12 protein-coding genes are annotated in these 14,168 nt (G+C 36.2%); 8 read left to right on the forward strand and 4 right to left on the reverse strand.

Annotated elements, in window-relative coordinates:
* Positions 1-219: 219 nt before the first annotated feature.
* Entirely contained in the window at positions 220-2,424 is a 2,205-nt protein-coding gene (gene mdoH, locus GM552_RS03480) for a glucans biosynthesis glucosyltransferase MdoH (RefSeq protein ID WP_155565291.1), read from the forward strand.
* A 189-nt stretch (positions 2,425-2,613) separates the two neighbouring features.
* Here mdoH and GM552_RS03485 read toward each other — a convergent pair whose 3' ends face one another.
* Both GM552_RS03485 and serB read right to left on the reverse strand, forming a co-directional pair.
* On the reverse strand, positions 2,614-3,879 hold the full coding sequence (locus GM552_RS03485) for a DNA adenine methylase (protein WP_155565292.1): 1,266 nt from the start codon (positions 3,877-3,879) through the stop codon (positions 2,614-2,616).
* 114 nt (positions 3,880-3,993) lie between these two features.
* Entirely contained in the window at positions 3,994-4,887 is an 894-nt protein-coding gene (gene serB, locus GM552_RS03490) for a phosphoserine phosphatase SerB (RefSeq protein WP_155565293.1), read from the reverse strand.
* A 195-nt stretch (positions 4,888-5,082) separates the two neighbouring features.
* Here serB and miaA point away from each other — a divergent pair, with 195 nt between their 5' ends.
* The 4 genes from miaA to ilvC all read left to right on the forward strand — a co-directional run bounded on the left by miaA (position 5,083) and on the right by ilvC (position 9,632).
* The gene (miaA, locus tag GM552_RS03495; protein WP_155565294.1) at positions 5,083-6,099 is read left to right on the forward strand and encodes a tRNA (adenosine(37)-N6)-dimethylallyltransferase MiaA; all 1,017 of its coding nucleotides are present in this window, start codon (positions 5,083-5,085) and stop codon (positions 6,097-6,099) included.
* 112 nt (positions 6,100-6,211) lie between these two features.
* On the forward strand, positions 6,212-7,990 hold the full coding sequence (gene ilvB / locus GM552_RS03500; RefSeq protein WP_370533587.1) for a biosynthetic-type acetolactate synthase large subunit: 1,779 nt from the start codon (positions 6,212-6,214) through the stop codon (positions 7,988-7,990).
* Between the two features lie 41 nt (positions 7,991-8,031).
* Positions 8,032-8,586, forward strand: a complete 555-nt coding sequence (gene ilvN, locus GM552_RS03505; RefSeq protein WP_110439014.1) for an acetolactate synthase small subunit — start codon at positions 8,032-8,034, stop codon at positions 8,584-8,586.
* 26 nt (positions 8,587-8,612) lie between these two features.
* A complete protein-coding gene (ilvC, locus tag GM552_RS03510; RefSeq protein ID WP_155565295.1) occupies positions 8,613-9,632 on the forward strand; it encodes a ketol-acid reductoisomerase in 1,020 nt (339 codons plus the stop codon).
* Positions 9,633-9,709: 77 nt separating this feature from the next.
* Here the strand turns inward: ilvC and GM552_RS03515 are convergent, their stop codons facing one another.
* Positions 9,710-11,458 (reverse strand): tetratricopeptide repeat protein, encoded by a 1,749-nt coding sequence (locus GM552_RS03515; RefSeq protein ID WP_155565296.1) that lies wholly within the window; start codon positions 11,456-11,458, stop codon positions 9,710-9,712.
* A 239-nt stretch (positions 11,459-11,697) separates the two neighbouring features.
* Here GM552_RS03515 and GM552_RS09000 point away from each other — a divergent pair, with 239 nt between their 5' ends.
* The gene (locus tag GM552_RS09000; protein WP_255487943.1) at positions 11,698-11,820 is read left to right on the forward strand and encodes a hypothetical protein; all 123 of its coding nucleotides are present in this window, start codon (positions 11,698-11,700) and stop codon (positions 11,818-11,820) included.
* A 525-nt stretch (positions 11,821-12,345) separates the two neighbouring features.
* On the opposite strand, the gene GM552_RS03520 is transcribed toward GM552_RS09000, so the two are convergent.
* Positions 12,346-13,278 carry a DMT family transporter gene (locus GM552_RS03520; RefSeq protein ID WP_155565297.1) on the reverse strand — a complete coding sequence of 311 codons (933 nt, stop codon included), beginning with the start codon at positions 13,276-13,278 and terminating at the stop codon, positions 12,346-12,348.
* 274 nt (positions 13,279-13,552) lie between these two features.
* Between GM552_RS03520 and rpmI the strand changes: the two genes are divergently transcribed.
* Together rpmI and rplT are read left to right on the forward strand one after the other, a co-directional pair.
* Positions 13,553-13,759, forward strand: coding sequence for a 50S ribosomal protein L35 (gene rpmI, locus GM552_RS03525; RefSeq protein ID WP_110438865.1), 207 nt, complete (start codon positions 13,553-13,555; stop codon positions 13,757-13,759).
* A 15-nt stretch (positions 13,760-13,774) separates the two neighbouring features.
* Positions 13,775-14,131, forward strand: coding sequence for a 50S ribosomal protein L20 (rplT, locus tag GM552_RS03530; RefSeq protein ID WP_110438866.1), 357 nt, complete (start codon positions 13,775-13,777; stop codon positions 14,129-14,131).
* Positions 14,132-14,168 lie beyond the last annotated feature (37 nt).

Below are 14,168 nucleotides of genomic sequence, written 5' to 3' on the forward strand. Positions count from 1 at the left end.
ATATTTGTGAAATTTATTGTTTAATAACCCAAGCATGAAAAGCTTGGGATTTTTTTAGGTAGGTATAAGAAACGGTTATTATTTTCAAAAATCATTTATCCATGTATGAGTAAATTGATTTTATAATCAACTTCTTGGATGCATTTGTTTCCAGTCTATTGAAATATTTATATTTGTAAGTTAGGCTTCGGGTATTTTAAATAGGAGAAAAAAATACTTATGGTTGAATTAAAGGTCAATAATCATTGTCATCTGCAAAATGATTTGAATGAAATCAAATTTCAGGACTTAACAGCTGACAAATTTGAATTTGCTGCCCTTCCTCCAGAATCTCCTATTGAAATGCCTGTGCAAAATTTATTTTCAAGGCCAAATATTCATAATCGATCTAAAAGAATGAAAACTGAACCAAAGACAATTTTCTTTAGAAGATTGTTTGTTTTTTTATTATCTTTTTTATTAACGGCGTACGCCTCCTACGAAATGAATCTAGTGTTTAACAGCACAGGCATGAATTCCCTTGGCGTTATTATTCTGATTATTTTTACAGTATTGTTTTTATGGATTGCCTTTTCTTTTGTTTCATCACTTGGAGGATTTTTTGAGCAATTGAAACAAAAGGGAGGTCTTTCGCTAAATATCGATCCCAAAGCACAAATTCCTAATTTGCGTAATAAGACAGCAGTGCTAATGCCTACCTACAACGAGGATCCACATCGTGTTTTGGCTGGTTTGAAAGCAATCTTTAACAGTCTTCAAGCGACTGGTCAGGGTGATCACTTTGATTATTTCATTTTATCGGACACTACCGATCCGGATGTATGGGTTGAGGAAGAGGCAACTTATTTACGCCTGATTGAAGAAACAAAGGGTCTAAATAAGATTTTTTATCGACGCCGTTTTGAAAATACCGATCGTAAGGCTGGAAATTTGGGGGAATGGGTTCGACGTTTTGGTGGGGCCTATGAACATATGTTGACTCTTGATGCGGATAGCCTGATGGAAGGGGACATGATAGTAAGAATCTGTGCGGCCATGGAAGAAAACCCAGAAGTTGGATTGATTCAAACTTTACCGGTTATTGTCAATGGCACAACGTTGTTTGCGCGGTTGCAACAATTTGCCGGACGGGTTTATGGTCCTACTATCGCTTATGGTTTAGCATGGTGGCACGGGTCAGAAAGTAATTATTGGGGACATAATGCAATCATACGGATCAAGGCTTTTGCCGAGCAGGCTGGATTGCCCCATCTTCCGGCAGTGAGAAAACCTTTTGGTGGCATGATCATGAGTCATGATTTTGTTGAGGCGGCTTTGATGAGAAGGGGGAGATGGGCCATTCATATGGTTCCTGCATTACAGGGTTCCTATGAGGAAAGTCCGCCTTCCTTGACTGATATTGCTATCCGTGATCGTCGTTGGTGTCAGGGGAATTTGCAGCATGCCATGATAATTCCAACAAAAAAGTTGAGCTGGATAAGTCGTATACATATGATAACAGGTATTGGAGCGTATGTAATGTCACCATTGTGGCTGTTATTTTTGCTTGCGGGTATTCTGGTATCACTACAGGCTTTATTCATGAAACCGGAATATTTCAGTACAACGGATCGCGTATTATTTCCTCATTGGCCCCAGGTTGATCCAGTTCAGGCTGAATATGTTTTTATTTTAACTATGCTTGTTTTGTTGGCCCCTAAATTTTTAGCGTGGATTGCCCTTTTGGCCAATCCTTTTTTAAGAAAAGGATGCGGTGGAGAAATCAAGGCTTTGTTCTCCATTGTTATTGAAACGCTTGTTGGTGGATTGATTGCACCTGTTGCGATGTTGATTCAAACCGCGGCGGTAGCGTCAATATTGTTGGGATATGATTCAGGATGGAATGCCCAACGTAGAGATGTCGGTTATATTCCTTTAAAAGATGTTATTCGGGATTATTGGCCACATACAGTTATTGGTATTTTAATGGGTGCAGCTGCTTGGGCAGTTTCTTTTTCTTTATTTTTATGGATGACACCTGTATTGCTGGGATTATTATTGGCAATTCCTCTAGTATGGATGACTTCAAGTCAGAAAATCGGAATTTTATGTCGCAAATTGGGTTTGCTAATCATTCCTGAAGAAGTTAATCCGCCAAATATTTTACGACTTGATAAAAAAGAAAAAGAAAAAATTGCAAATTTGGAAGTTAAAAATGCCTTTCACAATTTAGATAACAGTAAGCTAATTCAATTTCATTTGGCTCAGCTCCCTCAGGAACGGAATAAAGGGGAAGCTATTAATGCAAATGAATTGGTCAGTATTGTTAAAATTGAGGAGGCAGACAATCGTCAGCAACTTTTGGAGAATTTAACAAAAGCGGAAAAATCGGCTGTACTAGCTTGTAAAAAAGCTCTCATCAAATTTTTTAAAGTGCCATTATAAAGATTATAAAAAATGAGCTAAAATCTTTAGAGATTGTCTTACTTCTATGCTAGGAAGTAAGACTTAAAATAAATCATATAATTTTTTATAGTTTTTCATTTTTAAAAATTAATTCAGAATGTAATTTGTTGAATAATCAACGATTTAGTTAAATAGATTAGATAATGATTATTATTTAATATTCGTTTTTCAAAAACAATAAATGGTTTTGTTTTTATCTCTATTGTTCGATAAACGCATGTTTTTTTCCAATTCAAAAATTTTTTCTGTCAAAATTTTACTGGATTGATTTGTTTTTTTTCCTTTTTTGGTTAAAATTACAAACTCTACGTTATTGGCTTTATGAGAATAACGCTGGCTGCTGACACGATAACGTTTATAAATTTTTGCAAAAATTGATACACGGCCAATTGTACAGTTTTGGCGTATCATTTCCTCCAAAGGTATAAAACCATCTGTACTATAGCTAGTCATTATCCATTGTGTAGGTAGAGTCTGAAGAAGTGTATTATAAGCATCACTTGCCTGTTTGCGAATGGTATAAGCACTTTTTCGGTCTTTTCTCCAATCCTTACGAATTGCAGATTTATCCCGGCAGGAAATTTTGTTGGATATATTAGGCTTGTCCCACAAAGTAATACTGTTCAGGACATGATAATTGGATCCGTATGGATGCTGGTTATAGGGTGGATCTAAATAGGCAATTGAGTAATCGGGTAAATTCATATTTTGTAATTTTTCAGCAAGAAGTTGCGCATCCATTTGAAAAATTAAATTTTCCTGATGATTGTTAAAAAATTGTATAGGTTGTAGCTTTAAATCTCCCGCAATACGATAAAGGGCGGTTTTTGTTTGTCCGCCCCATCCCTTATGAAAGCCTTTGAAAACGCCACTTGTATTTGCATGATAACACGCACAATAAAGTAGTGGAGCAAGCAGGCAGGCAAATTGAATTTCGCTAAGTTTATCTTTTTGTTCCCATTCGAATATTTTTTCACGTATTGCATCAATTTTTAAACCGTTTTTTCGCATGTAAAAAAGCCGGTCTTTGGATAAATCATATTGGTCATCATTTTCAGGACATAAATGAGAGGTTACCCAATTTTGTATCGGTGGCAGATTATTTAGATACAGCAAAATATCTTCATAGGATTGTTCATTGAAGAATTTGGGAGAAGATTGTATCTGTATTGAAGCAATATTGAGGATTCGGCTATAAGGTTCCCAATCATTGGAAAATACGCGATAGCCTATTTTTTTTGCAAGGCGGCTGACTACGCCGCTGCCTGAAAATAAATCTATAAACAATCCATTTTTTGGCGAACCTTTAGTTTTAGACATACCAAGATGAATTAAATCCAATAATTTTCGTTTATTCCCTATATAGGGTATAAGTTGATTAAATAAAAAGTTATCAGTTTGATAAGCTGAATGTTTTTCTTTATTCCACTGCATTTAGTATATTAAACTTGTATGGTTTACTTGTCACGATCATGAAGGAAGAGAAATACAAAATTATCATAGAGTAAATTTGATCAAAAATTTGTTTTGTATGGAAAATGTTACATTTTATAATGACGTAAATTCATTACGTTTGTAACCTTGAACGAATAAAGCGGATAGTAACGAGGTATGCTGAATTTTATTTATAATTTTTTCAGCAACAATCGGTTTGGGATAAAAACCGATACCTAATCCTGCAGAACTCAACATGGGCAGGTCGTTGGCACCATCGCCAATTGCCATTGTTTCATCATTGGACAAGGAAAGTTCTTTTGTAAGGCGTTGAAGATGATTCAATTTAGCTTCTTTTCCAAGAATTGGAGGAATAACCTTTCCATCAAGCATATTATTCTGAAAACTTAATTGATTTGCATGATTTTCATCAAATTGACAAATCTGGCTTACTTTTTCGGTAAAATAGGTGAATCCTCCGGAAATTAAAGCTGTATGCGCATAATGGTTTTTCATTGTAGCTACAAGAATTTTTGCCCCTTCATTGAGTTTTGTTTTATTCCAGGTTTTTTCCAAAAAATTTATAGAAACGTTTTTCAACAAGGCGATTCTTTCTTTTAGGGCTGTTTCAAAATCAAGCTCACCATTCATGGCACGTTCGGTTATTGCAGAAATGCGATTGCCAATTCCTGCTTCGGCAGCCAGGTCATCAAGTGTTTCATTTTTCACGATAGTACTGTCCATATCAGCTATTAAAAGCCTTTTTTTTCTGTGCGTGGAACAGGTTATAAAAAAATCTGCCTCATCAATATCCAGCGATTTTTTTATATCTTGATAAAGTGCCAGAGCTCCGGTTAGATTATTAATGGAAGCTGGAGCGATAAAATCTATCGCTTCTTCATGAGAAAGCCATTGATAATTCAGATATGAGAATTTCTGTCTAACTCGATCTATAATTGATTGATTAAGCAATGAGGGTGGTGTTACCAAAGTAAAAATAAAGGACATAAAATTATCCGTGATAAGATTGGGGCTTTAACATAATGAATTCAGATCAATTTGATTTTGGTTAACTTTTAATGATATTTCTCATAAAAACAAGAACTTCTGAAATTTAATTATATAAAGCGGTTTTCAGGGAACTGTTTTATAACTAATTAGTGATTCAATTATTATGAATAAACCAAAACATGGATTATGCTTATGGAACAGGCGGTGCTTCAATCACGGTCTTTAAATAATGAATTGCGGCAGGGAAAAAAAAATTGGGCGGTTGTTGTTGCCGGTCCAACATGTTCAGGTAAATCTTTCCTCGCTTTACAGCTTGCACAAAGTTTAAATGGATCAATTATCAATGCGGATGCAATGCAATGTTATGCTGATTTACGTATCATAACCGCTCGTCCCTCTTTTGAGGATGAAAAACAAGTTCCACATTATTTATATGGGGTGTTGCCTTGGTATAAAACGGGTAATGTTGGTTGGTGGCGACAACAGGCACTTAATCAGTTGCAGAAAATATGGGAAAATCACAAATTGCCTGTATTATGTGGTGGAACAGGCATGTATTTTCATTCCTTAATTCATGGTATTGCCACGATACCTGAACCAGATCCGTCAATAAGGAAACAGGCACGTCAGTTAGTCAATGATGGAAAACTAGCGGATTTATATAATGAATTGGCCAAAGAAGATCCTGAATCGGTCGAGGAATTAAAATCTAATGATTCTCAAAGAATTGCTCGAGCATGGGAAGTCTGGAAATCAAGTGGGAAAGGATTGAGATATTGGCAAAAACATGCGCATTTACCTGGTGCAGATTGTAATTTTATTGTTATTCGCCTTGCACCTGAGCGTTCTGTTTTACGTCAAGCCGTAGCTAATCGTTTTGGATTGATGATTGATGAAGGTGCACTGGAAGAGGTTAAACTTTATGCGGAAAAAAAACCGTCTTTGTCATGTCCTTTGTCCAGAGCTCATGGAGTTCCAGAGTTTATGGCTTATCTTAATAACAGGATTTCTATTAAAGAGGCCGTTGAACAGGCTGTAAAGAATACACAACGATACATTAAGCGTCAGGAAACATGGTTTTCACATCGAATTTTAGCGCCAGTGCAGCAAACTTGTATTTTTAATTCAAGAATAGACAAAAATACGCAATATTTGCAAAGAATTATTAAAAAATCTGAACTTTTTATTAATAGTTTTATTGACGAATAATCATTTATTGATTAGGGTAATTTCAATAATAATTTATAAGATAAGATTAAACTGCAAATCATTTTATTTGGTTTAAATTTATAATTCTATTAATACCAAGGATTAATTGAAAATGACAGAGGCTATGCAAAAGAACGGTAATAATGCTCTTAAAGAAAAAAAAAATTATGATATGACTGGAGCAGAAGTTCTTTTACAGGTACTCGTTGATCAGGGTGTGGATATTATTTTTGGATATCCGGGTGGGGCTGTTCTGCCCATTTATGATGTTTTATTCAAGCAAAAGAAAATTCGCCATATTCTAACACGCCATGAACAGGCTGCCGTGCATGCCGCAGAAGCCTATGCCCGTTCAACGGGAAAGGTAGGTGTTGTTTTGGTTACCAGTGGACCGGGCGCAACCAATACCGTTACTGGGTTGGTGGATGCCTTAATGGACTCCGTTCCCATTGTTTGTATCAGTGGACAGGTCTTCAGAAGTTTGATTGGTAATGACGCTTTTCAAGAAGCGGACACGGTTGGGATTACTAGGGCCGCGACTAAATTTAATTATCTGGTTAAGGATACGGAAAAATTGGCTCAGAAATTGCATGAGGCATTTTATATAGCCAAAACAGGTAGGCCCGGACCTGTTCTTGTCGATATTCCAAAAGATGTCACTTTAGAAAAAGCACCCTATATTAAGAAAAACAAAGTCGAACCTTATCCATCTTATAGACCGGTTACTGAACCCGATGAAAATCAGGTTGTAAAAGCGGTAGATGCAATGAAAAAGGCAAAGCGTCCCTTATTCTATATAGGAGGTGGGGTTATTAATGCTGGAAAAAAGGCATGTGAATCGTTAAAGAAATTGGTTAATTTAACCGATTTTCCGTGTACTGCTACGTTAATGGGTCTTGGTGCATTTCCTGGTTCAGACAAGCATTTTCTCGGCATGTTAGGAATGCATGGAACTTATGAAGCAAATATGGCCACCCATGATTGTGATGTCTTGATTGCTTTGGGTGCGCGATTTGATGACCGTGTTACAGGCAGTGTAAAACATTTCTCACCGAATTCCATTAAAATACATGCTGATATTGACCCTTCTCAAATTAACAAGATTGTAATTGTTGACATACCTATTGTCGGGGACGTGGCCAAAACGATCGAGTTGATGATCAAGCTATGGGACAAAAGGGAAGATCAGAAAAAAGATTTGAAAAACTGGTGGAAACAAATTGAAGCATGGCAGTCAATAGAGTGCCTGAAATATGATCAGGATAAATCAAAGGGCAGTATTGTAAAGCCCCAGCATGCCATTCGTTCACTTTACAAAGCGGTTAAAAAAAGAAAAAAAGAGGCATATGTAACAACAGAAGTCGGTCAGCACCAAATGTGGGCAGCTCAATATTATGTTTTTGATCAGCCTAATCATTTCATGACATCTGGTGGATTGGGTACCATGGGGTATGGATTACCGGCTTCTGTAGGAACACAAATTGCGCATCCCGAGGATCTTGTTATAGATATTGCGGGCGAGGCCTCTACCATGATGAACATTCAGGAACTGGCCACAATCAAACAATATCGTCTGCCAGTGAAGATTTTTATCTTGAATAACCATTATATGGGTATGGTGCGACAATGGCAGGAATTGGTTCATGGTGGACGTTATTCTGAAAGTTACAGTGAAAGTCTACCTGATTTCGTTAAATTGGCGGAAAGTTTTGGCATTAAGGGATTGAGAATAGAAACGATTGATGACTTGGATAATGTCATTGATGAAATGCTTGATGAGCCGGGACCAGTGTTGGTTGATGTTTGTGTTCAGCAAGAGGAAAATTGTTTTCCAATGATTCCAGCGGGTGCACCCCACAATCAGATGATATTGGGACCAAATAAAAAATAAGGCTTGGCATTTTTTATTTTATTTTAATGTTGGGAATAAAAATGGGCAATCAACGTAATAATGTATCGTTATCGGAAGTCATCGAAGATAAAGATAATTTTGTTAAAGCTGTTTTTTCTTTGATTGTTGAAAATGAAAGTGGTGTTCTGTCCCGTGTTATAGGTCTGTTGTCGGGACGCGGGTATAATATTGAAAGTCTTACTGTCGCACCTGTAAATAAGGATGAAAAGAAATCCAGAATCAATATTCTGACTTCTGGCACTCCCATGGTGATTGATCAAATCAAAGAGCAGTTAAGTAGGCAGGTTCCTGTCTATCATGTTGTTAATTTATGTGAACAGAGTTCATATGTTGCACGCGAATTAGCATTAATTAAGGTTGTTTCCAAAGGAAATGAAAGAACAGAAGCGTTAAATTTGGCTGGTGCATTCCGGGCACAGGTTGTTGATGCAAGTATTGACTCCCTTGTGTTTGAACTGACTGGTAAAACCGAAAAAATAAATGCTTTTGTGGATTTATTACGTCCATTGGGTTTGGTAGAATTGTCCAGAACAGGTATTGCCGCCATTGGACGTGGTTGTCATACAATTTATTAAATTGAAAATTTGTAAGGATTATTAAGATGCGTGTTTATTATGATCGTGACGCAGATGTTAATTTGATCAAGAACAAAAAAGTTGCCGTATTGGGCTATGGCAGCCAAGGTCATGCCCATGCAAACAATATGAAAGATAGTGGGGTAAAAGATATTGTAATTGGTCTTCGTCCAGGTTCCAAGAGTGCACAAAAAGCAGAAGCGGCTGGTTTAAAGGTTATGAGTGTCGCAGATGCTGCCGCCTGGGCTGACGTTGTTATGATTTTGACTCCAGATGAAGCACAAGGGGATTTATATCGTGAAGAACTGGAAAAAAATCTTAAGCAAGGAGCCGCAATTGCTTTTGCACATGGTTTAGCCATTCATTTCAAGATTATTGAACCTCGTCCTGATCTGGATGTTTTCATGATTGCTCCTAAAGGTCCAGGCCACACTGTTCGTTCAGAATATCAGCGTGGTGGAGGGGTTCCATGCTTGGTTGCCGTTCACCAGAATCCTTCAGGTAATGCCCTAGAGATTGCGCTTTCTTATGCCGCCGCAATAGGTGGTGGCCGTTCTGGCGTTATTGAAACAACCTTTCGTGAGGAATGTGAAACAGATCTTTTTGGTGAACAGGCGGTATTATGTGGTGGATTGGTAGACTTGATCCGAAATGGGTTTGAAACGCTTGTTGAAGCAGGCTATGCACCTGAAATGGCATATTTTGAGTGTCTTCATGAGGTTAAGTTGATTGTTGACCTTATTTATGAGGGAGGGTTTGCCAATATGAACTATTCAATTTCAAATACAGCGGAATATGGAGAATATGTTTCAGGTCCTCGGGTTATTACAGAAGAATCTCGTAACGCCATGCGGAATATTTTAAAAGATATACAGGATGGAACCTTTGTTAATAAATTTATGATTGATAATAAGGTTGGACAAATAAGTTTAAAAGCACGTCGCCAGCAATTGAACAATCATCCAATTGAACAGGTTGGTGGAAAATTACGTGAAATGATGCCATGGATTACAAAAAACCGTTTGGTTGATAAAAGTAAAAACTAGTTTTTTAATTTTTTCGTTTTAAAAAGAGCTATGACTTAATAAAAAATCATAGCTTTTTTTGTGCAAAAAATAGAAAATTACCAGCTTATTGAACGATCCAGCTGTTTGTTCAAGGCATTGGTTTTATCAAGGATATTGGCAATGAATTGATCTTTTTCACTCGCTTTGAAATAATTGAAAATATCCTGTATTGTATTGAGTGCTGTATATCCCCGGTTATTCTTAAACAACTTTTCAGCATGGTCATACATACCCTGCGCAATTAGTCGTTTGATATTGATATTTTGATCGTCAATATAAAAATTAATCAGTTGATCATATGTTTGTTTAATTTCAATACCTTTATGTAACATAATTTGAAGCTTTGCTTTTTTTAAAATTGCATCGGCACCATTATAGCGGGTTTTTGGATTATTTTTATGATGGGCAACAGCGATAAATTCTGTATAAGTTGTAAGAGCCTGATCATATTGCTGTAAGTTGATTTGAAGTTCAGCCTTGGTTAGATAGGCATTGCTGATTTCATAATATAATTTTTCGTCTTGAGTATCCTTATAAAGTTTTATTACGTCGGTTAAATATTGCAAGGCGAATTTGCTCTGTTTCTGTTTTTCCAAAATAATGCTTTTATTGATATATGCCTTGATAATTATGTCATTCAAGTCATATTGTTTTGAATCATGAACTGATTTATATTTGTTCAAGATCTGATCGTAGACAGAAGAGGCCTGGTTCAAGCGGTTAAGATCAGTGAGGATATTGGCTTTGGTAAGCAGTGCCATAGCAACGATCTTCCTGATTTTAGGGTTGGTAAATTGTGAAAAATCATCATGAATTTGGTTGCATAGAGCTAACGCTGTATCTGTATCATGTTTACTGTTTAAAATCTGCGTTTTACCTAACAGGGCAATGGATTTGTAATATGGCAAATCTTCATCTTTGTTTGTAGAGGCATTGATTTTTGCCAGAATTTCATCATAGGTTTTTAATGCGGCGTTTTGTGGATCATTGCCAAATAAATCTTTTTGATTTTCAGGAATGTGAACTACGCGATGAAGTATTTCGGCTCGATATAACAAATTTTGCAAAAGAAATTTTTTGATCTGAGGATTGGGATCATCATGATATAACCGAATAAATGCATTGCTGTTATAAAGTGCTATTCCCCATTCTTTACGGTCAAGACGGTTTTTGGTTCTGGCCATAATGGATCGGGCAGTGATTAACCGAAGGGTTGGATCTTTGTCTTTGACAAATTTTTCTACAATTGATGAATGGATGTTGAGGGCTGTATCATGATGCCCAGTTTCGTTCAGAATTACAGTTTCATTATACATAACCTGAGCAATCATGCGCTTAATATCAATTTTCTGATCAGATCCATATGTGGAAACCAAATATGAAAAGGCTAGCATGGCTTCATCATATTGTTTTTGTTGAAGTAAGAGGTTACCTTGGTTAAACCGCGCTTTTGCCACATCATACCGTATTTTTTTATTGTTGCTGCCCATGTAGAGGTTGCTGAGTTGTTCATAGGTAATGACGGCTCCTTCAATATCATGAAGATTGGTAAGGATTTCGGCTTTTTTTAATAAACCCTTGGCTACAATTTTCTGAATTGTCTTATTGTGACGATTACCGTAATATTCTGACAGAAAACTAAAGTCTCCCATAGCCTGTAATGGTTTGTTATTTTTCAGATATAAATATCCAGATTGCAAGGCTGCATCCGCATGATTTTCGCTTTGCACCTCATAGCGATAATATATTCCAATACCAACACAGGTTAAGAAAATGAAAGCATATAAAATTATTTTTTTACGCATGAATATTACTTTACCCTTAATTTAAAATATTTGGGGATAATCCTGACTATTCTATCGTTTTTTTTGAATAATTACACTTTATTTAAAAATAAAATATTTTTCACTCGACAATGAAGATTCTATTTTCTGTTAGGATTAACAATTATACCATAATTGTAATCTATTTATAAGATGAATAGCCAGAAATTCATAACATATTGTAATTAATTATATGTTATTTAATTTTCAGGAAAGAATATATGAAAAAAAAGAATTTTGGCAAAACAGGGCTGCAAATTGATATTATAGATCTTTATCAATCGAATTGGATGGATGAAAATATAGCTTTAAAGAAACGCTCTTTGCCTATGAAAAGCTTTTGAAAGAAGGAAAGATCCGTGCCATAAGTGCATCAAATCCCAATTTGAAACAATTGTCAAATTCGATACGGGTTGTCCACAAAGCAGTAATTACCAATATACGCAATTTGATGATACATTACGTAATCTTGTGATCAGAAAAAAATATTGGGGTAATTATTTATTATAGTCTTAATTCAGGATTTTTAACGGGGAAATATCGAAATTATGAAGATATGATCACAGTGCGAGAAATGACAAGATTGCCACATATTTGAATGATCAGGGCATGCGGATTTTGAAAAACTTTAGATAGGATTTCAGTCAATCATCATGTTAGTCAGGCATTTATAGCTTTGGCATGGTCGCACGCATAAAAAGAAGTTGCCGGCCTCTATTGCAAGTGCGACAAGTATCAAGTCAACTAAAGGATTTAATTAATTTCTTAATGTTAAATCTATTACTTGCTGAATTATCTGAACTGGATCAGGCAAATATGAAACAGTGGCAATTAAATGGTTCAAGAGATTTTTAGACTTGGATTTTACCCTAGACCTTTTTAACTGCTAAAATAATAATCATGCTGATAATACAGGCAGTTCCTAGCCAGTCTATTAAGGTAAATTTCACATTTAAAAGGAAAACAGAGAAAAAAACAGCTGATAACGGTTCCACCGTTGCTAAAATGCTACCTTTTGTGCTGCCCAATAATTTTATTCCTATAAGATAGAAAAGAAAACCAAACATTCCTCCACCAAAAATAACTATCATCAGTTCAATCCAGTTAACAAAATTTAGATTTACCTCTAGATGCCAGAAAGGGTAGAAAAAATTGAGAATGATCCCGCCGATTAACATACCCCATCCCGCAATGGTTGAGGTATTATATTTTTGGAGAAGGGGGATTGGATATAATGTATAAATTACCGAACTAAGAATACTGATACCACCGTATAACAAAGCTTTTGGGGGAAGGGTGATTTCATAAATCGAACCGTTTGTAATGATACAGAATGTTCCTGTAATTGCTAAGATAATGGATAGGATAACATATAAAGAGGGAGGTTTTCTCAAATAGATAGTCAATATGACTGCAATGACGATTGGATATAAATATTGCAATATTGTTGCTGTTGCCGCATTGGAATATTTAACGGTTAAAAAGTAGCAGAGTTGTGAAACAAGAATGCCAAAAATTGAAAAATTCACCAGGTAGATAATGTCTTTTCTGTTTTTTAAGGGAAGAAAAATATTTTTCCCGTATTTGCGATAACAAAGTCCTAACAGGATTGTTCCAGGTAACCACATGCGTATCGCGATCATCCAGGCTGTATCAATATGAACGGTTTGCAAAAGATATTGTCCGATTACACCACTCAATCCCCATAGGCAGCCAGCAAGGATGGCAAAAAACATTCCTTTTGTTTGATCAGAGAATTTGAAACGGTATGGGGATTTATCCGGGGAAATTGTATTGTTCATGTTTGAATACTTCATGAAAATATTTAAGTGAATTAAATTCACTATTAAAAATATTTGGATGACTCAATAAATGGCTAAATGCTTATTTAATAAACTTTTTTGAAAAATAAAGTTTAATTTTGGTGAGATTGGTAGATTTTTCTTGAGCTTAACTTAAATAGTGTTTATATAACACACTACGTTTATGGGTTGGGCTTGGAAAATGGGCTGCCCTTCTTATGACGTAAGTTTCGATGTTAGCAATAACGTATCCAGAATTTTTAAGGAGTATGAAATGCCCAAGATCAAGACCAAGTCATCGGTCAAGAAAAGATTTAAGATCACGGCAACAGGTAAGGTGCTGGCTGGTCCAGGTAACAAACGTCACGGTTTGATTAATCGTACCCAAAAAGCAAAACGCAGCAATCGCGGGACACAGGTATTGGAACCACAGGATGGTCGTACAATTAAACAATGGGCCCCATACGGTCTGCCACGCTAAGGAGTACAAAGAACTATGGCAAGAGTTAAAAGAGGTGTTACCACACACGCCCGTCATAAAAAGGTATTGGATCAATCCAAGGGTTTTCGCGGTCGTTCGTCAACCAATTATCGCATTGCGCTTGAACGTTTGGAAAAATCTTTACAATATGCATATCGTGATCGCCGCGTTAAAAAACGAGATTTCCGTTCATTGTGGATTCAACGTATCAATGCCGCTGTTCGTGAACATGGATTGACCTATAGCCGTTTTATCAATGGTCTGAATAAGGCTGGTATCGAGCTGGATCGTAAAGTGTTATCTGCAATTGCTTATGATGATGCAGCAACCTTTGCAGAAATCGTTAAAAAGGTTCAGGCTGCACTTGCTTAACTTTTTATGAGATTAATCTGTTCATGAAAATGAATGG

It is taken from the genome of Commensalibacter sp. ESL0382, assembly GCF_009725775.1.
GTDB lineage: Bacteria > Pseudomonadota > Alphaproteobacteria > Acetobacterales > Acetobacteraceae > Commensalibacter > Commensalibacter melissae.

Bases quoted from the DNA above. Each gene is read 5' to 3' on its own strand.
- mdoH (WP_155565291.1), top strand. From the start codon at position 220: ATGGTTGAATTAAAGGTCAATAATCATTGTCATCTGCAAAATGATTTG.
- GM552_RS03485 (WP_155565292.1), bottom strand. From the start codon at position 3,879: ATGCAGTGGAATAAAGAAAAACATTCAGCTTATCAAACTGATAACTTT.
- serB (WP_155565293.1), bottom strand. From the start codon at position 4,887: ATGTCCTTTATTTTTACTTTGGTAACACCACCCTCATTGCTTAATCAA.
- miaA (WP_155565294.1), top strand. From the start codon at position 5,083: ATGGAACAGGCGGTGCTTCAATCACGGTCTTTAAATAATGAATTGCGG.
- ilvB (WP_370533587.1), top strand. From the start codon at position 6,212: ATGACAGAGGCTATGCAAAAGAACGGTAATAATGCTCTTAAAGAAAAA.
- ilvN (WP_110439014.1), top strand. From the start codon at position 8,032: ATGGGCAATCAACGTAATAATGTATCGTTATCGGAAGTCATCGAAGAT.
- ilvC (WP_155565295.1), top strand. From the start codon at position 8,613: ATGCGTGTTTATTATGATCGTGACGCAGATGTTAATTTGATCAAGAAC.
- GM552_RS03515 (WP_155565296.1), bottom strand. From the start codon at position 11,458: ATGCGTAAAAAAATAATTTTATATGCTTTCATTTTCTTAACCTGTGTT.
- GM552_RS09000 (WP_255487943.1), top strand. From the start codon at position 11,698: ATGAAAAAAAAGAATTTTGGCAAAACAGGGCTGCAAATTGATATTATA.
- GM552_RS03520 (WP_155565297.1), bottom strand. From the start codon at position 13,278: ATGAACAATACAATTTCCCCGGATAAATCCCCATACCGTTTCAAATTC.
- rpmI (WP_110438865.1), top strand. From the start codon at position 13,553: ATGCCCAAGATCAAGACCAAGTCATCGGTCAAGAAAAGATTTAAGATC.
- rplT (WP_110438866.1), top strand. From the start codon at position 13,775: ATGGCAAGAGTTAAAAGAGGTGTTACCACACACGCCCGTCATAAAAAG.